This window comes from Enterococcus sp. AZ167, from assembly GCF_051714025.1.
Lineage (GTDB): Bacteria > Bacillota > Bacilli > Lactobacillales > Enterococcaceae > Enterococcus_D > Enterococcus_D casseliflavus.
Genome location: NZ_JBIORB010000001.1, coordinates 349,159 through 374,718, shown reverse-complemented (window position 1 = coordinate 374,718; position 25,560 = coordinate 349,159). Strand labels below are relative to the sequence as shown.

Genomic DNA, 25,560 nt, shown 5'->3' with positions numbered 1-25,560 from the left:
AAAAAAAATAGTCAAAATAATCGACCAACGTTATCAGCTATGTCTTGCCTCTTTCCACAAAAAAGCTATTTATGTTTTTCCAGATCTAAAACGCAATTGTGCTTGTTCTAAATGCCAATCGGCTACATTCAATTCATCTTCACGTCCATCTTTTAGCCTTACAGTCAAGGTCTTTTCTGAAATCGTTGCCGACTCAACTTTGCTTTCTTGATCGTACTGCTCGAGAATCGTTGCAAACTGGGCAGTTCGTCCCTCTTTGCGAATACCAACTACTCGCCGATGATCGGATTCATCTCCTAACGGATAATCGCCACCTATCACAATCTCTAATGATGCTGCATCAACGCCGCTGAGATCGATCGTTATCGTTCCAGAAATAGCTTCTGCAATTGGCGTGGCTGGCAAAGCGGATTGGATCACTTGGGTTTCAAATTTGATAGGACCGCCAAAGTAATCTCGGTTCTCATATGGGGATTGTTTGATACCTTCTGTCACTCGTGGTAGTTGATTAATAGGAATTCTCTCCCCTGCGTGGGTCTTGATGACTCCTTCACCCCAAAACACTGCAGGCAAAGGCACGTCTTTTCCACTTCCGTATTCATTCGCAACATAGGTTATCTTAGTTTCTAAAACGATCGTTTGGCTCTTTGCAGGAATAGCTACTTGAATTTCTTCTTTTCCAAAAATCCATGTACCCATCTTGTTTTCATGGAGAACACTCTTTTCCGTTCGAATCTGATAAACCAGTTGCTGTTGTGTTTGACTATATGCTGGCTCCATCCCCACAAAAACGGGCGCATTTTGCGGGTGGATCATGTGAATAGCCAAGTTTAGTAATCCCGGTTGATTTTGACTGGTTCGCAACGGTGTGAGCCAGCCCTTATCATTGTATTTATGCATATCGACCGAAAAAGAAAACCTTAATGGTTCTTGTGCACGGAACCAATGCACATCTGTCATAAACTGAGCGCTTGATAACGGATCATCTGAAAGTTTTTCTGTTGTCTTTTGGTACTCGATATCTTTGCCAACTAAAAAGTACCGAGCATCTTGAAGGTCATTACTAAGTAAATAATCTGCTTCTAGCTCTTTAGCAAAAATTCCCTTTAATCCACTTGCATGGTATAGACAATCAAAAGCATGGGTATCTTCTCCTTCCAGATAATCAAGTACAATGACATAGTCATCGGTCACTACAACTGCTCGTCGTTGGAGGATCTCTTCAGTAAAAGCGGATCTTTGGCTATATTCAGGTGTCTCATCAGGAATAAACACGCTTCGACCTTCTTGCCAGCATCTTTCGCGAAATGTCTCAGCGTTGCCGACTCTCCAACCACCATAAGGCGGTTGACACCATTTCGTACGAATTTCCTGAACAATGTATTGGTACTCTGTCTCGCTTACACACGCCAACGTTTTCGTTGGTGCCGGATCTTGCTGCTTGAGATCAACAACTGTCATATTATGGGTGAGCGAATTTTGAACATAAAACTTATACATAAACGTATGATAGGCATACCAAACATTTTCCGGGTTATAGAAACTTTTCCCAAAACGTCGCATCGAGTTTAACGCTAATCGATCATAGTGTCCATGAGCTCCCCCTAAAATTCCGCTCTTCAAAGTTACTTGATATTGTTGTTCGGCAGAACGCTTCGGAGCATTCGAATGCAACAAAGCAATGCCAGCAACCTCAGCGATGACAGCCTCACGATAGGGAACCTTTTTCTCATGAGGAGTATCTGACAACTGAGCGACACCAAAACAAAGATCACGGTCCTCGGGTCGAATCGTCCTAAGCAAAGAGAGATACGCGGGTTTTTGATACAAGCGGTAAGCTAAATCGTATCTTGGGTCCATTAGATGGACACCAACTGCTCGCGATTCACAGGAATCATTCATGCCAAATATCACGCCAGTTTCATCATAATAATCGATCATGCTATCGGTCAGCATTTCAATGGAACGATAATTTTTGTCAGTAGGACCCCAGACTTCTGTGGAAAGCCCGTCAATGCGATCACTTTCATCTAAACCTTTCTGATGAAGATCATAGTATGGGGCATAATTTGCTGGGACTCTTTGCAAATGCAACTGGTAACCCCATTTGTTTACAATCTGACTGATTTCTAAAAAAAGACCCATTGCTAGCAAGTTGTAACCAATGGACGCTTCATACCACCAGCCATCATTTAGGATTCCTTTACTGATATGCTCGATCACCCCACCAGGACAGTGTAAAAAGTAATCAATCTTCTCCAGATCCTGTAAAGCAGCAGCACAAGCAATGACCCCAGCTAATTCCGCTAAATTCCAATTCGATATTTTCCCCCGATGGCATTCATCCCGAATAATGGACATAAATAGTCGAAAGGCTTCCTCAATCTTTTGTTTGTCATCTTTTGTAAGCAAACCGCTATGCTTCAATCGATCATAAGTTAGCGCAGCGTGTTTAAAAAACTCACCTTCATGGACTAATTCTTGATTTCCTGCATGTGGTAAAACAAGGTATCCTTTTTCATCGTCAACCAATTCTTTCAAGAATTCAGCCGCTTTTTTTCCAAATACTTCTTCCTCACTCAGCAAATAAATCAACGCAGCATTTCCTGCTTCGTCTGATTGCCTACTCATAAAAAGATAGGGCAATTCAGGATCGATTTTCGGTACCTGCCAAAGCTTAGCCCTTTGATAAAGCTGTTGGTACTTTGCCTGCGCCCATGGTGTGCTGCCTATTTTCTCTTGGATCTCATGGATATCAGCGCTTGAAAGGGTGGTCGTGAACGTTTCTTCGTAACGACCCGTTATAAAGGTTAAGGTTTGCGTAAAACCTCTACGATCAATGAGTTGGATTTTATGCTTTTCTGAAGCCAATGGACCAAAACGGAGATCATCAAATACACTGAGGAGAACCACTTTTTCTTCAAAAGGCTTCAGTTCTAGCCCTTTGATTGGTTGATCCGATCCGCTCTCATGAAGCAGTGTCGTCAAAATCTCCCAGCCCATTTTCTGCTGCGCGATCTGAACAAATTGTGGTTTTGAGGTGGTATTCGTCAAAGTTATCTCATAATCGACTTGTTTTTTCTGCAATGCTTTTCCTTTAATTGTAGCATCCATATATACGCAGGGTGCCGCAATAATCTCTAGTTGTTTGATCGTCTCTTTTTTTACCCCCCAACACTCAATGCCGACAATAGCTTTTAAATAAATCAGCATTCCTTGATCAAATCCAAACTGGCTGAAAGGCACATATTGGGTTTGCCCCGAAAGCAGCACTACTTCAGTTTCAAAAAAACGGATCGCCTCTTCTTGTGGATTGCGATTTACACTGCATGCCAAACGAATCTTCATCCGCTTGTTTTTTTGCGCCCCCACTTCTAAGCGAAGGCCCCACCAACCTAGCGCATTGGCTGCACACGGGTGGTACTGGATAAATCCATGTTCGACCCAGTGCATTTCTCTTTTAGAATTTGAAAATAGCCAGATACACTTGTTTTCCTCTGATTGTTCATTCCACGATAAAATATCATAAGTAGTTGCTTTCTTTTTCATCTTCGACTCCTTGTTTCGACCAGTGCAATTGTTTAAATCTTTTCGGTGTGACTCCGAAAAATCGTTTGAAATTTTTGGTGAAATACGATTGAGAAGAAAAACCTACTTGTTTGGCGATTTTTACGATCGGCAAATTGGTTGTCAAAAGTAGTTCCTTTGCTTTTTCCAAACGTTTTTCCGTGATATATTCACTTAACAAACGACCAGTCAACTCTTTGAACGTTGCTGCCATATAATTTGGACTCAAAAAAACTTGTTCAGCAATCGTCTGATTGGTCAGATCCCCTGCCATTTGTTGCTCAATTATGCGATCGATTTTTTCAATGATCGACAAATGCGCCTGCTGGTCAAGGTTTTGATAATTGATCAGTAATTGCTCAAATAGTTGGTGCATTTTTTCTTCAATTTGGTCAAAGGTTGTTAATGCCATGATTTCTTCTGGAAAGCGACGTTGTTCTTCTTCAGCAAGAAAGTTACTATACTCGTTAACTTTACGAAGGAGATTCATACAGGTCGTTTTCATCTCCTCAGCATCTAATCCGACAAACTGTTTTAATAACCGAAAAAAACTGGTCAATGTCTCTTGAATTTCACTTTGGCAAGACTGATGCAATGCCTCAACTAGCTTTCTTGAGGATTTATTGACTTCGTTGTTTCGCTCAAAACGAAATTGTCGCCATTTTTTTCTTTGTTGTTCAACACGCCAATACGTTAGATTCGTTCGTGACCAAAACAAGGCAATTGCCATCACCATTCGAGCTTCTTGATAGCTTTTTACTACATTACCGTCACTACGATAACTACTGTAAAACCCCTTTTGTCCAGATAAGATGATTCGCTCATACGTAAAATGAGTAAGTGTTAAAATAGAGATTCTATTGCCTTCTATTTCACCCTCGATCCCTTCACCTTCTGTAGGCATAAATCCTTCAGCATCCAAAACAGTAACGATCCCGGTATTTTTAACCAAGGGTATGATCTCCCGTTTGAAGAGAAGATCAATTGTTTGCCTTTGATGCTTGCGTTTGGTTTCTATTTGGATTTCTTGCAAGAGCTTGATCAAAGCTTCTTCTAATTCCTTCTCATCAATTGGCTTTAACAAATAGTTTTGAACGCCATGTTGAATCGCCTCTTGTGCATAAGAAAATTCGCCAAAAGCGGATAATATAATGATTTTTGTTTCTGGAGCCTGTGTTCTGATTTTCTTTGCCAATGCAAGTCCGTCCATGATGGGCATCTGAATATCTGAAAGAACGATTTCAGGAGTGGTTTCTCTAAACATTGCTAATCCTTCTGCGCCATTTTTGGCTAATCCGACGATTTCAATCCCTAGATTTTGCCAATCAATCGATTGAGCGATGCCATCACGACTGATTTTTTCATCATCAACAATCAAACAGCGATACATCCGTTACGCCTCCTTCGAAACCTGTTTTTTCCAACGGTTGAGCAAAATCGTCGTTGTAAGATATAAAGGGAGTGAAAAACTCAGAATCGGAATGATCCCTGGTATAAGTAAACTTAATACCAAGACAGCACTGTAACTAACGATGATTTTGATTGAAGAAAACTGCCAGAATAAAGGTAGTAAAAAAGCATTTTTAAGTAGCGCTTTTGTGGATAACGAAAAATGTACTTCATTCAATGAAAAATAAGGTACGACCAGAACGAGTAAATAGAGTAAACTAAGGTACGCCGCTCTTTCTAACAGCAAAGAATTTTGAATAAATAAAACCCTACTGAACAGTAAACCTGTACAAATCAGAGACAATAGGAGCGAAAGCCAGAAGAATTTTTTGATATTCTTTAGGTAGCAATACCACGCTTCTTTTAGCCATGAAAACTCATTTTCTGAAACGAGTGCCTTACGAAAAACTGCTACAAGTGAGATCGTTGCTGGTAAAGCGCCAAAAACCCCTCCACCTAATAGGACAAAAAATAACCAACAGAGATTCATCGCTACCAAACGACTAAATAAAAGCGTCGTTTCATAGAGCCAAGCAGCCCAATTCTCTTTCACCTCTTCATCACCTCCATAATGAGGAGGATCACCCAAAGAAATAGACCTTTCTAAGAGTGATCCTCAAAATGATTTAACGTGCTGCGAACCATGCTTGAGCGATCGTTTGCTCAGATTCTACACAACGGTCGTATCCTAGATTTTTCGCTTTCTCAATCATTTCATTCTTTAAGCTATCAAATGTTTCATCATCTCGGGCATAGATCATTTGCCATGAGTATTCTTTAATGACTGCACCTACTTGATTGTAGCTCAAGTCTAGTTCATCCCCTCGCTCAACTAATGGAACATCTGCGATATCGTAAGATGCTAGCAAGCCATTTTCAAGCAAGTATTCTTTTGAATTTAGCGCACCATCGTGATCTTCTGTCCACTGTTTATCTAACTCTGTCGCACTTTCTAAAAGCGTCGTTTCCCAAACGGAGCGATTTGCTGGTTCGTTCAAAATTGGACTTACGGATTGTTGATCCACACTTGGTCCATTGACTAATTTTTTGAACGTCTCTGATAAAGCACCGCCACCTGCTTCTTCTGGTGCCTGTGCTTCCCAGCTGCCGCTGCCTAATTCTGTGAGATAGGGTTTGCCATCATCATTGATATCCCACATGATTCCTTGAGGACCGTTTTCCCAGAACAAATGTCCTTCATCAGAATATAGGAATTCCAAAAGTTCTAATGCTTTGTCTTTGTTCTTTGCATTCTTACTAACCGCCCAGAACCAGTTGTTCCCGTAGGTCGTCGTTTTTTGATCCGCTACTAGAAGTTCATTGTTTGGTACTAGCTTGTACCCTTTGCCTTGACTGGTTAATTCGGGATTGACGGGATTAAAATTCAGCTCGCCAGTGTAGCCCCATGGCATGATCGCCGATTGTCCTTTTTCCGCCTTCTTTAAATAGTCCTCCCATGTCTGTGAAGCAGAATCGGGATCTAGCAATCCTTTTTTATGCAGATCATTCGCCCATTTCAACGCTTGCAGATACAGACTATCTTCACTCAAAATATCTTCATAACTATCATCAAGGACAGACACGTTGATGAACTCATAGCGATTTACACCATCAGTATCAGTATAACCTTGAGATTTTGCTATACTACGCAATTGGTTGACACTATTTCCATCCCATTCGCTGAACAAGGAAAGAGCATAAAATTTATCTCCATTTTCAGTTTCAGGATGTGCCTCGACCATTTGCTCTGCCAAAACCCCGTAATCCCAATACGTTTCAATTTCTGGACTGCCTAATTCTTTATAATAATCATAACGCATTGACGGCAACCAGGTCGGATTCGTTTTGGTTACTTCTGCTTCTTGGGAAACGGTGGTTGGTATGCCGTACAATCCCTCAAAAATAGTCTCAGCTCGAGCTACGGCGTCCTCAAAACGGGTAACATTCGGCAGTTTCTCCTTATACTCAGTCAAATCCTCGATAATACCAGCCGTTTTTGCTCGATTCAAATCCTTTTGAGTTGTAAAAACGATCAAATCCCCCAATTCCCCAGTAGTCAATCGCGTCTCTAATCGACTTGTCCCTCCGACACTGTTAGGAATCACATTTACATTGACGCCTAATTCATCTTGAAGATATTTCCCTACGTACCCTCTGATCTCTCCCTCATAGGTACTTGACATTGAATAAATCGATACATCCTGAGCACCTTGAGGCTCATCAGTGCTTTCGTTGTTGCTACCGCACGCTGCTGTCCCCACTAACAGTCCGCCTAACATTAATGCTTTCCCAGTCTTTTTTAAATCCATTCTCTTTCCTCCTAATTTTTTTATCCTTTGACCGCTCCAATCGTTATTCCTTTAACAAAGAAACGTTGAAAGAACGGGTAAATGGCAAATATTGGTAAAACGACCATCATTGTCACCGTTAATTTGACGGACTGAGCTGTCTGCGCCGTAGCAGCAACTTGATCAATAGAGATGTTTCCCGAATTGATTTCATTCGCTAACGCTGTGGACTGTGTCAAATAACGGTAAAGCACATACTGCAAGGTATGTAAATCCTCACGCGTTACATAAATCACTGTATCCATAAAACTATTCCATTGTCCAACTGCGCTGAAGATGGCCAAAGTGGCTAAAATCGGCACCATTAGTGGCAAAGCGATTTTGAAAAACATCGTGATGATCCCAGCACCGTCCATCTCTGCCGATTCCTGCAAAGAACTTGGAATACTAGACTCGATATACGTTTTAACTAAAACAATGTTGTAAGCTGAAACCATACCCGGAATGACGTAAACGAGAAAGTTATCCAATAAGCCTAGGTAATTGAATAACATATAGACGGGAATCGTCCCCGCGCTGACATACATCGTTGAAATAATAAAACGGTAAACAAATTTGCGCCCCGTCATTTTTTGTTGGGTCATCATAAAGCCAAGAAATCCTGAACATAAGACAGTCAACGTCGTCCCAATAACGGTCCGAGCGACGCTGATGATAAATGCATTTGTGATATTTGGGATCTCCAAAATTTGTTTATAATTTTGAAAATGAATGTCTTTAGGTATAAACAAGACTTCCCCCATTGCACTCAACTGATTGTCACTGATCGTATTGATAAAAATATAGTAAAATGGGTAAGCACACAAAAACATGAAAAGAAAAAAGAATAAGATATTGAAGAAATTAAATACTCGTTCACCTATCGACAACGTATCTTTTACTGAATAGGCTTTATTTTTTTTACTAATAGCTGCCATACTGTACTCCCCCTAGAAGATCGATTCACCGCGAACGGTTTTTGACAAACGGTTAACTGAATAGAATAAAATCAAGCTGACGACCGTTTTCAAAATACTGACAACCGTTGCTAAAGAGAAGTTCCCTTGACCGATCCCGATGTTGTAGGTATAAAGATCTAGTACTTCTAGCGAACTTTTCGTCATCGCATTAGAGAAAACGAAATACTGTTCCATTCCAGTATTGATCATGTTGGCAACACTCATCATGAGTAAAACGAAAAAGGTTGGCAACAAACCCGGAATCGTGATATGAAGAACTTTTTTCAAACGATTCGCACCATCTATACTGGCAGCTTCATACAATTCTTGATCGATCCCATTGATCGCCGCTAAGTACATAATGGCGCTCCAACCGATGCCCTTCCATACCCCTAAAGCCGTCATTTTCAGCCACATATGACTGTTATCTAGCAAAAAATTGATTGGTGTATCAATAAATCCCCAGTCAACCAATAGATTATTGATGACCCCATTATCAACTGATAAAAAGGCAAAAACTAAAGAATAAACTAAAACCCAACTGACAAAATGTGGCGCAGTCGTCATGGTTTGAATGAGCCGTCTTAGTTTACTGCTTCTAATTTCGTATAATAAAATGGCAAAAAACATTGGTAACACACTAGTTGCTAACCCTAAAAAGCTCATACCTAGTGTGTTTTTCATCACGCGTATGATGATATTCACTTGTTCTCTGGAAGAGATCAACATTCGAAACCATTTGAATCCTACAAATGGCATATCTGCCAAAGAAGCACCGGGTGAATAATCAATAAAAGCTAAATACCAGCCCAACATCGGCAAATACCCAAAAACTAGAACAACTAGCAAAAAGGGCAACACCCAGTACAATAGCTTATTTCCAGTGGAAAATAAGCTCTTCTTTCTTTTAATGGTTGCTGTACTCATTTAAAAACCTCCTTCTAAAGCTCCTTAGTAAACGCTTTCTTATATAGAATTATACGATTTGAGAAGGATTGAAAACTGGTAATATTCACCGAAAATGGTAATATCTACCACAATAAAACAGTTTGATCCTAAAGCACGCTTTTATTCAACTCAATTTGAAACACACTTCCTTCCCCTTGTTTTGAAAAGAATTCTACCCTCACCTGATCCCCATAAGAAGATTTCAAGATATTGATGATGGATTGCAAGGAAAAGCCTCCCTTTTTTAGCTCTAATTGTTCCCCGCTGCGAATTTTCTCTACTATCTCTGGTGAGGCACCCGCGCCATTATCTGCGACTAGAAGGATTAATGCTTCCTCATTTTCAGCAACAGTAACTTTGATTTTCCCTTGACCTTTTACATAGATACCATGCTGAAAAGCATTCTCTGCTAAGGGTTGTAAAATTCGATGAAGAATTTGAATCGACTCTACATCGATTTCAGGATCAACAGCAATCTCATAGTCAAGTTGATCTGCAAAGCGTAATCGTTGAATGGATAAGTAATGTTTCACTAAATCTAATTCCTCTTTTAAAGAAACGAAGTTTTTTCCTTTCGCTAAAATGAGTCGATAATACTGAGCGAGATCGTTCGTTATTTGAACGACTTGCTCTGTCTCACCTGCTTTTGCACACCAAGAAATGATTGCTAACGTATTGTATAAAAAATGGGGTTGAATCTGTGCTTGAAATTTACTCAACTGCGCCTTTCTTTTCAAGGCTTCATCTGATTTGATCTTAAGCAGAAGGTTTTCTAAATCTTCAATCATTTTATTAAAGGTTGCTTCTAGTTGACCAACTTCATCATTACTCGAAATGGCGATTTTGTGCGGTAATTGCTGACCATTCGTCAATTTCATTTTTTCGCATAACCTTCGAATCGGAGAAACGAGCCATTTATAGAAGATATTCGTAAAAACGATCATCATACTGAGCAAAAAAATAATCAAAATGAAATTGCTATTCAGAAAATCCTTTAACGACACACGAAAATTTTCTTTCGCATAAAAAGTCAGCAACTGCCACTGATTTTTTAATGGAACTTCCTGAATCAAGTAATTTTCCTTATCTTGGTGATCAGCAAACAGCAATGGATCATAGATCACTGCTCCGGTAGCATCTAAAATAGAGAACCCACTTTGATTGTCGAGATTTTCATTCACCGATTGGAAAAGAAAAAGAGGATTGACATACAGATTGATCCAGCCCTTTTTCCGCTGATTCGATTCAAAAGGATTGATTGGAAAATGATAATATAATTGCTGATCTTGATCCAAATACCAACCGAAGGTCAAGGGATCTTCCTGATACAGCTGATGATCAGTGACCATGCTTTTAGATGAAACAGTATATTGAAGGTCGTACAGCTGTATCTGTATACTTGCCAGTGTCGGGGTGGTAGAAAGAAGTTTGCGTATAAGAGGAATGACGGTCGTCTGAAAATCAAAGGAAGGCTGATCGTTGATCGTCCTTTCGGAAACATATCTTTGTAAAAAATTGATAAACTCATTGTCTGAGACCAGCTCGATGCCTAACTCTTCGATCGATTCAATTCCTACATTAAAATTCGTCTGATTTTTTTCACTGGCATTCTTTAATAAAAGTTCTCCTTGGTCCAACAGTACTCGCTGCGATTGAAGATAAAGATAAGTAGATAATATGAGAAAAAAGGTGAGAAACAAGCTACTTAAACTAACGATCATTTTTTTGAGCAAAGACTGCTGTCGGATTAATTCAAAAAGTTTATTCATTTGTAATCTCCTCTCCGACAAAAAGTAGACGCTTACATAATTGTTATCGCCATTTGACTACTCTGTTCCTGCGTGATTCTGAGTTCATGATACTCGATCATTATTCATACGATCTTCTTTTGCTCCTCAAGGCTCTTCATTCTTTGAAAAAGGCACAGACTATGGGCAATCTGGCGCTGCTCATTCATTCTGTGCCCGTCTTTCTTTTATTTTGTCTTTCATGCTATCTCGTTCTATCCTTGAACAAAACGAGCGAACAATGAATGAATCGCTTAAGCAAAACCCGCTGATTCACTTTACGCCCTCTCACGAATGGCTTTCCGTGTAAGTAAAGAAATCAAAATCTGCGTAGGATCGATGATTATCCATGTCTTGTGCACAGATACCTACCATTGCGCCGGTAAAAGCTAGTTTCCCGTTTTCTTTGATAAAATCACTACTTAATTGGGCAGCTGAGACCGGATCACCAATCATTTGCCATGGTTCATCCCCGACAGCATATGAAAACTGTGCCCATTCATGATCCACTTCCACTGCTAAATGAATGGCAAGATTCGGTTGGATAACTAATCGTTCTGAAGCATATTGAAACTGATTGATCGCATCTGTTTCTAATTGGATATATTTTTCTTTGGTTTCCTCATCGTAGGAAACATGCAGGTAATGCCAATTATCTGTATCAAAAAATAAGGTCAAACCTGCTAATTGTTGAAACGACTGTGGTTCAAATTCCATTTTGGTTTCTACGCGAAAGGCAAAATGCTGCCAACGTCTGGCAATCAACGTCTGACGATGCAAACTCGTTATACTTTGTTGACCGTAAAGACGTAAATATCCTTTTCTTTCTAAAAGTGAGCACTGGCTGCCAATTGGCTGTCGAAGACTTTTAAAGTAACTTGGCAAAGTCGGCTCATCAAAATCTGTCCGAGAACTATGGTCTTTTTTTTGAATGACTTCTTTTGCAATACTTGGTTCATCAATCAAACGTTCTGGCGCAGAGGTACCAGTAGCTAAACGAGGCCAGCCATCGATCCACTCTATTTTTTGAAGGGCGGTTTCCCGACCTAATGGACAATAGCCACGCTCCGTCAATGGGCGTGCACAAATGTGAACGATATACCATTCATCAGCCGATACTTGAACAAAAGAAGCATGACCACTTTTTTGTAACGGATTTTTCGGATCATTTTTAGTTGTTAAAAAAGGATGATACGGTGAAAGCTCATATGGACCCATCACCTGTTTTGCTCGACATACTGTCGCAGCGTGACTATAATCGGTTCCACCAGCAGCTGCTAGTAAGTAATACCAACCATCTTTTTTTAGGATCTGTGGCCCCTCACAGACCCCCAGATCTGTTCCTTCAAAGAATTTTTTTCTTTCCCCCACCAAAGATTTTGTAGCTAAATCGAATTCCTGCATCACAAGACCAGCAAACCGTTTCTTTTCCAAACGATGGTCAAAAAGCATACTCATTAGATAATGTTTTCCATCATCATCATGAAAAAATGCCGGATCAAATCCACTGGCAGTGACAAAGACAGGTTCACTCCAAGGTCCAGTAATTTCTTTTGCCGACAGTACATAATTCAGTGTGTCTTTGAATGCCGTTCCTGTTTTCACATCAGTGATCAACAACCAAAATTGCCCTTCGGAGTAGCTTAAGTGTGGCGCCCAAATACTACCGGAATTTAGATTGCCCACTAAGCTAACAGTGGTCTCGCCTTGTAACGGCTGAGCAACTAGCGTCCAATTTACTAAATCAGATGAATGATAGATTTCAACACCGGGCATCCATTCAAACGTTGAGGTTGCTAGATAATAATCAGATCCGACTTTGACTACACTGGCGTCAGGATTAAATCCTCTAAGAATTGGATTTTCTATCATTTGCTTTCCTCCTGGTGACATTCAGTGCCATAAATTTCAATTTGTGTTAGCGCTGGAAAGGGTGATTCATCATGATGCTTAATCAATTCCTTTAATAAAATTGAGGAAGTACGGATTTTGGTAAAGCTGAAATATTGACGATCGAGTTGATTCGTTGGTTTCAGGATTTCTTGTTGTCCGTTGGAAAATTCGAGTGTCACTTGCGTCCAGTAACTATCATGAGGATAGTCTCCTCTAAGAACCAAAGCGATTTTGTCGATCTCAACGTTGCGACCAAAATCGATCGTCAATTGCGCATCCGCTTGTTGATTGATGCCCCATGATTGATATGGAAAAGACCCGTGGTTCTCGTTGGCGATCATGCCATCGATCGCATTTCTTGCAAAAAATGTCGAATCATTTCTAGTTTCCACATTGGCATAAGCATGAGGATAGGCGCCACTATGATTCTTTTGATCATGGGCATTCACTGCCAAATTTCGATAGGCGTTGATTTCGTATTCTTTTGCTAACCAGGCGTGTAGATAATGGCGTTTTCCTGAAAATAATTTAGGTGAATACGCTCGCCGTAGCGTGTCTTCTGTAATAATTGGAAAAATCCATTCACTTTCTTTCAAATAAACCAGACTTGGTGCAAGTGCCTCATCCACTTGCAGCCAGACGAATAGTGGCGCTTTCGTCGTTGTAAGCATAATTTTCTCACCGGCTTGATAAGTCCGATCTTTAAATGCAAGATAAACTTCTTCTGAGTGGGTATGTTCCTCGATCGTGTGCCCCTCATGATCAATTAGTTTTAGTGTCAGCATATTATGTCTCCTTTATCGGCATAATTTTCCATCTTGTTGCAAAAAAATCTTCCGACGGTTTGGGAATCATTAGTCCGATTTCCATCAACTCAGCGCCGGATCGTACCGTTTCATTGACTTGATACAGTTGGTCATTCTTTAAGGATTTCAGCTTTAAGCGCTTTGGAACTGTGTTTGGTTTATTTAAAATATTGATATGAGTAACGATCACTTCACTCGTCACTAAGTTCTGTTTTTGCCATGCGTATTCATTTTGTGAATCATAGACAGCGAGTCTCGTCTGTTGACCAAATTGGAGTGTTTGCCTTTCTAGCTTGTACTGCTTGATCTGCTGTGCCAAACAATCTTTTTCTGCTTCAGATAATGCTAAAAGATTCAATTCATATCCAAAATTGCCTTGTTGAGCCACAAGTGCTCGTGTGTGAAGGGAGGTCACTCTGCCTACTTGGTGATTCGGCGATGCTGTGACATGGCAGCCCATCGTGCTGGGCGGATAAAGCAGTGAGGTCCCTTTTTGGATTTCTAATCTTGCGATGGCATCAGAGTCATCACTTGTCCAGATTTGAGGCGTGTAATATAGCATGCCCGGATCAAAACGACCGCCACCTCCAGCACAGCTTTCTATCAAAACATTAGGAAATCGCTTAGTGATCGTTTCTAAGACATGATATAAGCCTAAAATATAGCGATGAGAAAATTCTTGCTGATGTTCTTTTTTCAATCCACTAGAAAAGCTGTCAGTGATATTGCGATTCATATCCCATTTCAAATAATTGATCTCATAGGTATCTAACAACCAGGTTATCTGTTCAATCAAATATTTTTGGACTTCATTTAAAGACAAGTCTAAAACATACTGATATCGGACTTGCTGTGGTCGACGATTTGGTACACGTACGATCCATTCGGGATGCTGCTGGTAGAGAAGGCTTTTTTTCGATACCATCTCTGGTTCGATCCATAAACCGAAATCGAGTCCTAGCTCTTTGATTGCCGTAATCAGTTGTTGCAAACTGCCCCCCAATTTTTCTTGATTTGGTGTCCAGTCACCTAACGACGTTCGTTCATTTTCTCGCTTGCCAAACCAACCATCATCTAAAACAAAGCATTCGATTCCGATTTTAGCGCCCTCATTAGCTAATCGCAAAATGCGTTCTTGATCAAAGTCAAAATAGGTTGCCTCCCAATTATTCAATAAAATCGGACGCTCTTTGTTTTTAAAAGCACGAGGTACGACACAGTCCTCATAAAAAGCATGAAATTTCTGACTCATTTGATTCAAACCATCTGCATACAAGAAAATCGCTTCTGGCGTATCAAATGATTCACTCGGAGCTAATGTCCAACTAAAGTCGAAAGGATTGATCCCGATTTGCATCCGGGTGTTTTGATGCATGTCGACCTCGGCGCTTGCAACAAAATTCCCACTGTACATTAATTGACAAGCGATGACCGCACCAGCTGCTTCTGTGGTATCTGGGGAAACTAACGCTATAAAAGGATTTTGTCCATGACCACTCGCCCCACGTTTACTATCGATTCCCTGCAGCCCCTGAACAAGTTTGCGTCTTGAAAGATGCATTTCTCTACCCCAAGCCCCTGATAAAAGTAATAACTCAAAATCATCCGTTAAAAAGTCAAGATTGAGAGACATCGCTTTGGTCAATACGACCTCCTGATCTGAAGGATTACTAAAGGTGACCGATTGTGTAAAGACATCTTGCTCCTGAAACGCAGTGATCTTTAGGTGGAGACTCACTCCTGTATAACGATCGCTTAATTCAATAATTAGATAATCAAGCCTTTCAGTATTTGCGTAAGGCAATCCATTAAGTGGCTGTTTGATTTTACTAAATGAATGATCAACGTATCTAAAATCCGAAAGACGGCTGCCGTCAGCGTAAATTTCTTGATGAGCTGGACTTCTTAGATCAGAATTGCCAAATGCAGGATAGCCTACAGGTAGCTGTTCCAGCTTAAAGTTTTCAATACTGTCGGTATCAGCCAGATAGCTTGCCCTTGGAATCTCCGTGATCACATAGGATAGATCACTTTTGGGTAGTTTTTTTCCAAAATAAGCCAAAGTTAGATAGCCATTCTCTGTGACTATAAAGCTAAGTTGGCTGTGCTTTGTTGTAAGCGTGATCGTTTCTTTGCCTGAACAGTTCATTGATCGCTCCTTTTACCAAATCAAAAAATCTTTATCTAGCAAGCGTAAAATCGCTTCGACAAAATAATAATCACTGTAAATGATCGGCACTTCTGTCCACGGTTCATCGTGATAGCTGCCTGTTGCGCAATCAATCAAACCGTCTTTTTCCTCATCCCAAATCGCATAGTTGGCCTCTGTCGCTTTTAAAATATTGATCGCCGCATCTGTGTAAAGATCTTTTTCTAAATCGTCTACGTGTTTTGCGATTTCCAATAGGCCACAGGCAGCACACAATCCAGCAGAAGTATCGATCATCACGGGATTTTTAGGTGAACGAAAATCAACAACTGGTACCCAGTCTGTTTTCGAGACTTCCGCAATAAAATAGTGAGCAACTTTTTTGGCTGTTTCTAAATATTCCTTTTTCCCCGTATGCAGATAACTTAATGCAAATCCATAGATTGCCCACGATTGGCCACGAGACCAAGCAGAACCTGAGGCATAGCCTTGTCCGGCTGGTGTTTCAACTAGTTCACCGTTTGTTGGATCAAATACACCGATATGATTGACTGAACCATCTGGTCGAACGATGTGATTCATTACTTTGTCGGCATGGTCTTCTGCTATATAACGAAAACGTGGATCACCGATTGCTTCTTCTGCCCAATACAACAAGGGAATATTTAGCATCGAATCAATAATGACCCAACCGGAACGATCGCGATTCCAAGAGCGAATAAAACCTCCTCTTGGATTGTAGCGACCCGCTAATAGATGTGCAGCATGTAGTCCTCTTGCTTTTGAACGCTCATTTTCCGTCAAACGGTAATTAGCGACCGCTGTATGCAGCCACATAAACCCAACATCATGATGCAGTCCGGTGTATTGATCGAAAGCTTTATCCAACCGAACTTCATTTATTTCTGCTGTTTCTTTATAGGCTGGTTTCCCAGTTGCGTGATACATCTGCCACAACATCCCAGCCCAGAACCCATTGGTCCACCACACGGGATCTGTTACACCTTTATCTTCTTCATATAAACCTGTCATCTCATTAGGAATGTACGGAATTTTTTCCCCCACCCGTGCTACTTGTACTTCTAATTTGTGGTCGATTTTTTCAAAAATTTTTAGCGCCCATTGTTTGATTTCATCATTCATTTCGCAAATCGCTCCTTTTTAATTGTTAAATCAACGTTTCCCCTAAGTTGAAACGCATTATTCGTTTCATGAAAAGTCACTTTTGGAAGCAGCTGCTTGTTTTTTTGACCAATGATATGCGCAGCCAAAACAGTCCGCCCAGCTTCGATCATAGTCGTTAACGTCGGAACTGCATTTTTTTCACTAGAATAAATATTGGTATTAGGTCCTTGAGGAATCACTCTGGCAGTTCGCACATCACCAAGATTACGAATGATCGATTCCCCTTGTTCGTTTTCAATAGCGCAAGAATTCTCCTGAATGATCGCCTGATTGTATTTGCGGTTCCAATTTGCCAAAGGAAAACCACCTTCAACCACTTCCAACGGTTGGTTTGTAAGAATCTCATGAATGCGGATATGATTGGCAGCGTCGATTGGAACCAAATACGTCGTGATCGAAACCTCTTGCCAGACATGCCAAAAACTAACCCCATAGGAATCATACATCTTTGTTTTTTCAATTTTCCCACGGGTCATATACTGCTCATGACCGGGTATTGAAACTGCTAACGTCGAATCGATTGCAAATTGCTCGATTCCTTGGATATCCCGCGTGACATTAAAGCCAAAATAGCTTGAATAAGCAAACTTGCTATACTTTTCAAAATGATGATACAAAAGTGGATTATTGCTACATTGCAAACTACTTAACGCGGTTGTCTGATGTAAGTCGTGATTGATATGAAATCCAGCATGTGCTTGAACAGTTTTATCTCTTCGTTGGATGTCCATGGCGCTGATCGCCTGCCAAAACTCATGCTTTTCAGGGAGTGCGAGCACAACAAACGTTTTAAATGCCCACATAGGTGACCCGGGGGCATTGTAATCTTCCGATAATAATTGCTGATTGTATCCATATCCGATCGAGAGGTTTTGTTCCTTAGGTAAAACGATAGGTCTTTTTTGCCAATCAGAAATATTTTTTTCCATTAGTCCTTTTATTTCGGACACAGACAAACTCGTTTCTCGATAGGCCTCTGTAAGCAAAAGCGCACTCCAAAACGAACAATGTGCAAAACGATAGGTCAAACTACGACCAAAAGGAATCGATCGACCCTCTGCGTCAAACCAGTGTTTAAACGATTCTGCAAAAATGATGGCTCGCTTTTTGTAGCGCGTTTTGATCTCTTCAGGAAAGCAATAATCGATCAGTAACCCATAAAAGTGAAAAGCAAAAGCAACATAATAATCTCTTTGGCGATTGACCCCATCTGAGTACCATCCTTCACCTAAATAACATTCTTCAATTATTGCCACTGCTTCGTCTATTTTTTCTTGAGAATAAGGACTATTATTTTTCTTCAAACCAAGATTGACCAATAGCAAAAAGAAAAACCAATTGCCCTTGGGCAGATCAATCTCGTTGATTTGATATAACCATGCGAGGAGTTCTTTTTTACCTTTGTTCGAAAATAGTTGAAAGAAGGAGGATGGATAACGACCCAATATAAAACCTAATACACCTAATTCCACTGCAATCTGGCGATTTTCTGTTGAGAGTTTAGGTAAATTTCCTTCTTCGACACAATCAATAAAATCTTGGACAGTGTCGAATGTCTTGAGCTTCTGGGGTTGGTCACCATACGCTGGGAAAATCCCCCAAAAACTCCTCATTATTGCTTCAAACGATCGAATTTCTTTGGTATAGCTGCTACCGCTTTGTGCCAGATATGAGCGATCGTTGGGCAACATCCTTTCCATCCACATCTGCAAGTCTTTTTTAGAAATCATCATTAAAAGAAATCCTCGAATGATTCTTTGATAGAAGGACGTAAATTTTGAACAGTCATCCCCTTGCGCACCTCTTCCATAATTGCTGCGATCTGCTGTTCTGATGTGCTTTGACTAACTATAATTTCCATAGCAAGAGGGAGATTCATACCGGTAACTAATACGACATTCGGTTGCTGGGTCAAACGCATGGCCGAGTTACAAACACTGCCACCAGCAATATCACCTAGAATAACAACTTGTGTTTCCTCATCGATCAGCGCTTCGATTTGATTGGTGATCAAATCTGGATGGCCTCCTGGCATCAGTCCAAAGGCATATAAATTTTCCTGAGTGCCGATAATCATTTCTAATGCTTTTTTCAAGCCATTGGCTAATTCGTTATGTGAGATCAAAAAATATTTTTTCTTCACTTTGTTCACTCCTTGTTCGATTTTGCTATTCGCTTAGTTATAAGCAATATGTATGCCAACTTTCTGTCGAAAGTGGCGAACTGTTTGTTTTTCCTTTTCGAAAATGATGCCTGCAACTGTCTCGAACGAGGACCAAACGTATTTATGTCGATCAAAAGCTAAGAGAACTTCTCTGAATCAACCAGAAAAGTTCTCTATCAACTTATCCTGCAATACCTAGAATCGTCAAAACGACTGATGCTAAAAACATCACGACTAATGCTAAAACAGGACGATTGTGTTTACGCAAGTAGGCAAAGCAACCCATAGTGATCGCTAACGGTAATAAACCTGGCATGATCGAGTCAAACACATTTTGTAGGTTGAAGGTCGTTCCTGACAATTCTGCAACAAAAGTTGTTCTAAACGTTACAAATTGAGCCGTCATTGCTCCCGTCATGATCAATCCTAACACTGCGGAACCTTTTGTAATTGCCGCAAAGGTACCTGATTTGAGTGCCTCTGAGATGAACTGACCGCCTGCTTTATAGCCTAACACCGTTGTAAACCAACGAATCAGCATGTTTGGTACATTTACGACTAATAAGAACAAGATCGGTCCTAAAATGTTTCCTTGTTCACTGAGCCCTAATGCGATCCCGGTTGCAATGACTCGCAAAACAGAAAGATAAATCGCATCACCGATTCCAGCTAATGGACCCATCAAAGAAGTTTTTAATGCAGAGATCGAAGTAGCATCAAAAAACTCTCCTTTGTCTTTCATTGCCTTATTCTCTTCTTCCATCGATAACCCTAAAGCAGAGATAAAGCCATTCATTGCAGGTGCGGTGTTATAGAAATCCAAATTACGATTCATTGCTTCATAAAACTCATCGGTATCTTTTCCATATACTTTTTGTAAAAAAGGTGCCATTAACCACCCATAGGTAATTCCTTGTTGCTTTGTATAACTTGTACAAAACATTAAATATTGGTTTCTCCAGAACATTTTCGAAACGATTTTTCGTTCTTCTTTGTTTAATTTAAGCATATCATTTTTAGTCATTGAAAAAGTCATCTCCTTCGTCTTCACTTGCGGTCGATACAGTTGGACCACTGCTGACAGCTGGATTCTTCGCTGCTCTCAACTCTGCCATCACAACTAATGCTGCAACGATAAATCCGATAAATGCAATCTGTACTAAAGACAAGATACTACTTGATTGGGTTGTGATCACACCATCTTTGACTTCGGTCGCACGTTGATAGAAAAAGAATGCACCTAAAGCAAATCCTAAAAAGTAATAGGGAGCCAAAGATTTTTGCCATAGCATTTTTAGTAGTAGAGCAAGTCCAATTGCTGGTAGCATGGTTGAAGCGACGGTCATAGAACTTTGAACCCACTCGGGTAACCAGTCAACAAACGTTTTTACTGCATCGGCACCTAAAAGGATAACGACAAAACCTAATAAGAAATAGCACAGTTCAAATCCCCAAAACTGAATATGCCATAACCGGCTGAATGCTCGATAATTGTGATCCTTGATATGTTTTTCAAATCGAGGAACTAATGAAGTGACAACCATCTTCATAACGGAATATAGCAAGGTACCTAACATGGAGATCGGTACAGCTAGTGCGATCGCTACATTTAAATCCGAACCAACGATCATGGCAAATGCAGCACCAAAAATGGATCCTAAAGTAATATCCGAAGGCATAACGCCTCCTAAACTAACATTTCCTAAGAAAATCAATTCCAGCTGAGCACCCATAATAATTCCTTCAGTCGGATGACCGAGAAGCATTCCTAATAAGGCAACGATAAAAATAGGTCTAGCTAGCTGAGTGGACCCCCACCAATCCAAAAATTTTGCTAAAGCGACGACAAATCCAACGATTAACGCATTGACTAACATAAGTTTAACCTCCTATTAATGATTTCAAAGATTGTGGGGTATCATCTGGTAACGGTTGATAGCTAAAATCATACCCAGCATCAAAGATCTCTTTCAGTGTTTCTTTGTCTTCTTCTGATAAATAGACAGTCTCTGTGATTTTTTCTTTGTCTGACAGACTACCGCCGATCCGTCCATAATTTGCCATATTCAACATTGGTTTCTCTTTAAGTTTTGGCACAAGACCAGCGACATATTTCGGTTCATTTGTAACAACTAAGATTTTTAATTGTTCCGAGCGTGGATCATTCAAAATAGCAATCGCTTTTTCTAATGAGAGCACTGCAACTTTCACCCCTGAAGGCCCTGCCATTTTTAACGCACTTACTTGAATTTCGTTTTGTGCGATACTATCACTAACGACGACGATGCGACTAATCCCCAACTCCTTCGACCATTTCACAGCTACTTGACCATGCACAAGACGGTCATCGATTCTTATCATTGAGATCATATTGTTTCCTCCATTTTTTGTTTTGTCGTATTACTAATAAGCAATTTCTGTGCCAAGTTTCTGGCGATAACAAATATTTCGCTCATCTTCTCACAAGAAGAAATAAAAACGCTATCATAAAAGGCTTTCTATTTACTGATATAAAAAAATGTTCCTAGTTTAAAAACAAAAAAAATCCATTCTTTCCAGCAAAAAAAGTGAAAACGAAACACTTGATCATCTGTCGGAATGGATTGTTTTAGTGTCGAAGAAGAATTTTTATCAGTCGAAAATAATCTCACAGAGATAATTTAGCTCGTATTCGCTGATTTTGATATTGTAAGCCACCTCTAAGCCCTCTAATGCTTTGGCGATAGTTGCTTTTTCTTCCATAAACTTGCTCGGATCTCCTTGGTAAATTGGGACTTCTTGATTTCGGATCAGACGTTCTACTAAGCTTGCGATATGTACATATAATATCGCTTTTTTACTGTTGGATAATTGAAGCTGTAAGTGCCGCTCCAAACTAACAAATCCTTGGTCAATATAGGAAATGACTTTATTGACATCTAAGATCGTCACCGCCGAAAGCAGCCGTTCGATCGATAGATTTCGCACAAGATTGTCATTGATCGCTTTACGAATGGCCGGATCTTTGACAAGAACAAAAATATCATCAATGATTTCTTGTCCTTTACCAGAAATCAAGTCTTCTAAAGCGATGTATGGGACACCATCAATTTCTGGATCAGCTGTTCCCACGATTCCTTGCACATCATATTGTTGAAATAGACCATTCTTCTTTCCATACTTTTTCAAGTAATGGTAATCTACCGCTTCGATCTCAAACTTCGTTTCTTCAGGGATACTCGCTTTCAAAAATGATTGCAGCTGCTGTGCTGTTCCAAGACCAGTCTGACAAACAGTGATCAGCAGTGGCTGCTTTTGCTTTCTCGGATAAGTAACTTTGTATTCGATCGAGAGACCTTCCTTGATTTTATCGCCAATAATCTTAAGGTCGTAATTATTTTGCATCATTTCACCCACAAATAATGCTTGCTGTGTCGTGACGTTATTGATAATCAATAATGGCCCATCTAACAATGGTTCTAACGTATCTGCTAAGAACATAAGTGAACCCATGTCCGCTAAAACGATCAATCCTTTTGAGCAATCATTGGCTTTTATATAATGCGTCATAAATTCTTTGACTTTATCCACGCTGACATTAAAAGGCATATCAAAGGCATCAAAAATGTGTTCCTTCATAAAACGATTCACGACATCAGCGATACTGCTAGCAGTGGAAAATCCGTGGGCCAAAATGACGCCTCGGATCGCGTCTTGTTGACTTTCTAAACCTAATCCTTTGAAGTAAAAAGCCAGTAAGATTTTCTCCATTCTCATCAAAGTAACATCAAGCTTTGTCTCTACTAATTCCAATAAAGAATTGAGGAGCTTTGATTCCATCAATAAATGCACATTCATAAACGATTCGATCGAATCAATGGTCTTTTCGTCAATTTTGGGAATATTGAAAATAAAATTATTCCGTTTATACAAATAACTTGTCAGGGCGATAATCGAGTTGCCACGAATTTTGATAAAAAAACTAGCTTCTAAGAAATTTACTAGTTCCTTGACTGTATTACGCAATAACTTCAAGGTTGGTTTTTCTTCTGCATCCTCGTAAACCAACATCTCCACGACTGTGCTGGCTTCTCTAGAAAGCTGTTTGACTAAATAATCTTCAGTGATTCCACCGCTTTCATATTGCTGAAACAATTTCTCAAAAACTTTAAAGATTGCATGAATGATCGTACTATCCGCTGTTTCTAGGTGCATGAAATCACCGGCTTGGCTTTGGGGTGTGATGCGGATATCTTTGTTTTCTAGATTATCGATTTCTTTCAAAGAAAGAAATCGAGACAACAAACTATTTTCGATTGACTCGGAATTGATCAAAACATAGGGGTGATTTTTTTGACGACTATACGCATTTGCACAGATAATCTTGATCAAGTTTTTCAATTCACCGACATTGTCGCGATAATTTAAATACAACAACCGATTCAAGACCCATGACGTAATGACGATCTCTTTTGCAAATTTTTGACTTTCATGAATCAAAAACGTATAGATATATTCAGAAATTTCTTTTTTTGTCCGTTGTTGCAACGACGGGATCTGAACCGTGATGGGCACACGGCGGATGAATGTTCTTAAAAAATGTTGTTGAATATCTTCCGTAGTTGCAAAAATCAAACGGACCTGCGCTTTTCTGGTTTTATTACCTTCACCTATTCTCGAAAAGGTTTGATTATCCATAAAGGTAAATAATTTCTCTTGGCTTTCTGCTGGTAAACGATGGCATTCATCTAAAAATAAGATTCCCCCGTCAGCAGCTTCCAAAAGGCCTACTTGTTCTTCGTTTGCTCCAGTGAATGCACCTTTTTTATAGCCAAATAAGATACTACTCAATAACTCTTGATTATGATAGTACTGCGCACAATTTAATTCTAAAAAGGGGGCAGTTTCTCCAATGAGCTTTTTTTCAACGCAAAATTCATGCATCTTTTTTGCGAGTAAACTCTTACCAACACCGGTTTCTCCATGAAGCATGATTGGCAGTCCTGTGTCGGGATAAAATGAGGCAGCTTTGATTTGATCGATCACTCGCTGCAAACTTGAACGATTTCCGATCAATGTCGAAAAAACATCATTTCCCTGCTCTTGATTTTTTGTTTCATTTAGAAGCTCTTCATAGGTATCGTAGACGGTCTGTTTTGGCGTAAAAAAGCGTTCAGAAAAAACTGTTTTGTCATAAAAGATTGCCGGTCTACTACGAATCTTAAGGACCCGTTCTTCTTTTACTAATTCGTTCAAGTATTGGCTCGTGGTATTTCTTTGAATACCGACTTTTTCGGAAATCCCTTCTGTCGTTAAGGTCTCACTTGGTGCAATTTTTTCAACTTGATTCGTATGCTCCTTCAAAACAGTCAAAACTCTTTCTTTTGACATCTTTTCCCCTCTATTCAAAACTTTTTACAAAAGTCTTTATTCTTCTTTGCTACGTGTTCTATTATCTTCTTGTAGCCCTTACAGTCTACAACAAAGGAGACAGCAATTCAAAAAGAATTCTGCCTCCTTACGATTGTTTTATTCAGGTTGTTTCCCGATATACGCCAAGATACCGCCGTCTACATATAAGACATGGCCATTGACAAAGTTTGATGCCTCAGAAGCTAAGAAAACCGTTGGTCCTGCTAAATCTTCTGGCTCACCCCAACGGGCAGCAGGTGTTTTCGCTACGATAAATTGATCAAATGGGTGACGAGAACCGTCTGGTTGGATTTCTCGTAATGGTGCGGTTTGCGGTGTTGCAATATAACCAGGTCCGATCCCATTACATTGAATGTTAGCTGAACCAAATTCAGCACAAATGTTTTTCGTCAACATTTTCAAGCCGCCTTTAGCCGCTGCGTAACCAGCCACCGTTTCTCTTCCCAATTCACTCATCATTGAGCAAATGTTGATGATTTTTCCATGTCCTTTTTTGATCATTGACGGTAAGACTGCTTTTGAAACGATAAATGGAGCGTTCAAGTCCACGTCAACGACTTGGCGGAAGTCTTCAGCAGACATCTCCAACATCGGAATTCGTTTGATGATCCCAGCATTATTGACTAAGATATCGATCACGCCAACTTCTTCTTCGATCTGCTTGACCATTTCGTTGACTGCTTTTTCATCCGTTACATCACAGACATAGCCGTGGGCTTCGATCCCTGCTTCACGATAGTTTGCTAATCCTTTATCCACTGATTCTTGATCCAAGTTGTTAAAAACGATCGTTGCTCCCGCTGCTGCTAATGAACGAGCGATCGTAAAACCGATCCCATAGACAGCTCCAGTCACTAATGCGATCTTACCATCTAAACGAAATTGATCCATTGAAAAATCCATAATTGATAAAC

General features: G+C 40.0%; 18 protein-coding genes. All 18 read right to left on the bottom strand.

Annotated elements, in window-relative coordinates; genetic code table 11:
* Positions 1-69: 69 nt before the first annotated feature.
* The 18 genes from IGJ05_RS01750 to IGJ05_RS01665 all read right to left on the bottom strand — a co-directional run bounded on the left by IGJ05_RS01750 (position 70) and on the right by IGJ05_RS01665 (position 25,549).
* Positions 70-3,549 (bottom strand): hypothetical protein, encoded by a 3,480-nt coding sequence (locus IGJ05_RS01750; protein WP_266167112.1) that lies wholly within the window; start codon positions 3,547-3,549, stop codon positions 70-72.
* Positions 3,524-4,957, bottom strand: coding sequence for a response regulator transcription factor (locus IGJ05_RS01745; protein WP_317725839.1), 1,434 nt, complete (start codon positions 4,955-4,957; stop codon positions 3,524-3,526). The genes IGJ05_RS01750 and IGJ05_RS01745 overlap by 26 nt, the downstream gene beginning before the upstream one ends.
* A 3-nt stretch (positions 4,958-4,960) precedes the next feature.
* Entirely contained in the window at positions 4,961-5,569 is a 609-nt protein-coding gene (locus IGJ05_RS01740; RefSeq protein ID WP_266167110.1) for a DUF624 domain-containing protein, read from the bottom strand.
* Positions 5,570-5,642: 73 nt separating this feature from the next.
* Positions 5,643-7,325, bottom strand: a complete 1,683-nt coding sequence (locus tag IGJ05_RS01735; RefSeq protein WP_266167108.1) for an extracellular solute-binding protein — start codon at positions 7,323-7,325, stop codon at positions 5,643-5,645.
* A gap of 20 nt (positions 7,326-7,345) precedes the next feature.
* The gene (locus IGJ05_RS01730; RefSeq protein WP_195961227.1) at positions 7,346-8,281 is read right to left on the bottom strand and encodes a carbohydrate ABC transporter permease; all 936 of its coding nucleotides are present in this window, start codon (positions 8,279-8,281) and stop codon (positions 7,346-7,348) included.
* Positions 8,282-8,293: 12 nt separating this feature from the next.
* A complete protein-coding gene (locus tag IGJ05_RS01725; RefSeq protein WP_151195036.1) occupies positions 8,294-9,229 on the bottom strand; it encodes an ABC transporter permease in 936 nt (311 codons plus the stop codon).
* A gap of 128 nt (positions 9,230-9,357) precedes the next feature.
* Positions 9,358-11,019, bottom strand: coding sequence for a sensor histidine kinase (locus tag IGJ05_RS01720; protein WP_317725842.1), 1,662 nt, complete (start codon positions 11,017-11,019; stop codon positions 9,358-9,360).
* Between the two features lie 306 nt (positions 11,020-11,325).
* Positions 11,326-12,909, bottom strand: coding sequence for a glycoside hydrolase family 43 protein (locus IGJ05_RS01715; RefSeq protein WP_266167106.1), 1,584 nt, complete (start codon positions 12,907-12,909; stop codon positions 11,326-11,328).
* Positions 12,906-13,715 (bottom strand): hypothetical protein, encoded by an 810-nt coding sequence (locus IGJ05_RS01710; protein WP_016621192.1) that lies wholly within the window; start codon positions 13,713-13,715, stop codon positions 12,906-12,908. Before IGJ05_RS01710 ends, IGJ05_RS01715 begins: the two co-directional genes overlap by 4 nt.
* 1 nt (position 13,716) lies before the next feature.
* Positions 13,717-15,885, bottom strand: a complete 2,169-nt coding sequence (locus tag IGJ05_RS01705) for an alpha-galactosidase (RefSeq protein WP_266167105.1) — start codon at positions 15,883-15,885, stop codon at positions 13,717-13,719.
* 12 nt (positions 15,886-15,897) lie between these two features.
* Entirely contained in the window at positions 15,898-17,028 is a 1,131-nt protein-coding gene (locus tag IGJ05_RS01700) for a glycoside hydrolase family 88 protein (RefSeq protein ID WP_266167104.1), read from the bottom strand.
* Positions 17,025-18,803 carry a DUF2264 domain-containing protein gene (locus tag IGJ05_RS01695; protein WP_317725845.1) on the bottom strand — a complete coding sequence of 593 codons (1,779 nt, stop codon included), beginning with the start codon at positions 18,801-18,803 and terminating at the stop codon, positions 17,025-17,027. Before IGJ05_RS01695 ends, IGJ05_RS01700 begins: the two co-directional genes overlap by 4 nt.
* On the bottom strand, positions 18,803-19,213 hold the full coding sequence (locus tag IGJ05_RS01690) for a PTS sugar transporter subunit IIA (RefSeq protein ID WP_266167102.1): 411 nt from the start codon (positions 19,211-19,213) through the stop codon (positions 18,803-18,805). The genes IGJ05_RS01695 and IGJ05_RS01690 overlap by 1 nt, the downstream gene beginning before the upstream one ends.
* 202 nt (positions 19,214-19,415) lie before the next feature.
* Positions 19,416-20,258, bottom strand: a complete 843-nt coding sequence (locus tag IGJ05_RS01685) for a PTS system mannose/fructose/sorbose family transporter subunit IID (protein ID WP_016621197.1) — start codon at positions 20,256-20,258, stop codon at positions 19,416-19,418.
* Positions 20,251-21,111, bottom strand: coding sequence for a PTS mannose/fructose/sorbose/N-acetylgalactosamine transporter subunit IIC (locus IGJ05_RS01680; RefSeq protein ID WP_016621198.1), 861 nt, complete (start codon positions 21,109-21,111; stop codon positions 20,251-20,253). The genes IGJ05_RS01685 and IGJ05_RS01680 overlap by 8 nt, the downstream gene beginning before the upstream one ends.
* A 4-nt stretch (positions 21,112-21,115) precedes the next feature.
* Positions 21,116-21,604, bottom strand: coding sequence for a PTS system mannose/fructose/N-acetylgalactosamine-transporter subunit IIB (locus IGJ05_RS01675; protein ID WP_016621199.1), 489 nt, complete (start codon positions 21,602-21,604; stop codon positions 21,116-21,118).
* 261 nt (positions 21,605-21,865) lie between these two features.
* Complete coding sequence (locus IGJ05_RS01670; RefSeq protein ID WP_266167100.1) at positions 21,866-24,604, bottom strand: sigma 54-interacting transcriptional regulator; 2,739 nt, start codon at positions 24,602-24,604, stop codon at positions 21,866-21,868.
* A gap of 138 nt (positions 24,605-24,742) precedes the next feature.
* A complete protein-coding gene (locus tag IGJ05_RS01665) occupies positions 24,743-25,549 on the bottom strand; it encodes a gluconate 5-dehydrogenase (RefSeq protein WP_005229917.1) in 807 nt (268 codons plus the stop codon).
* Positions 25,550-25,560: the final 11 nt, after the last annotated feature.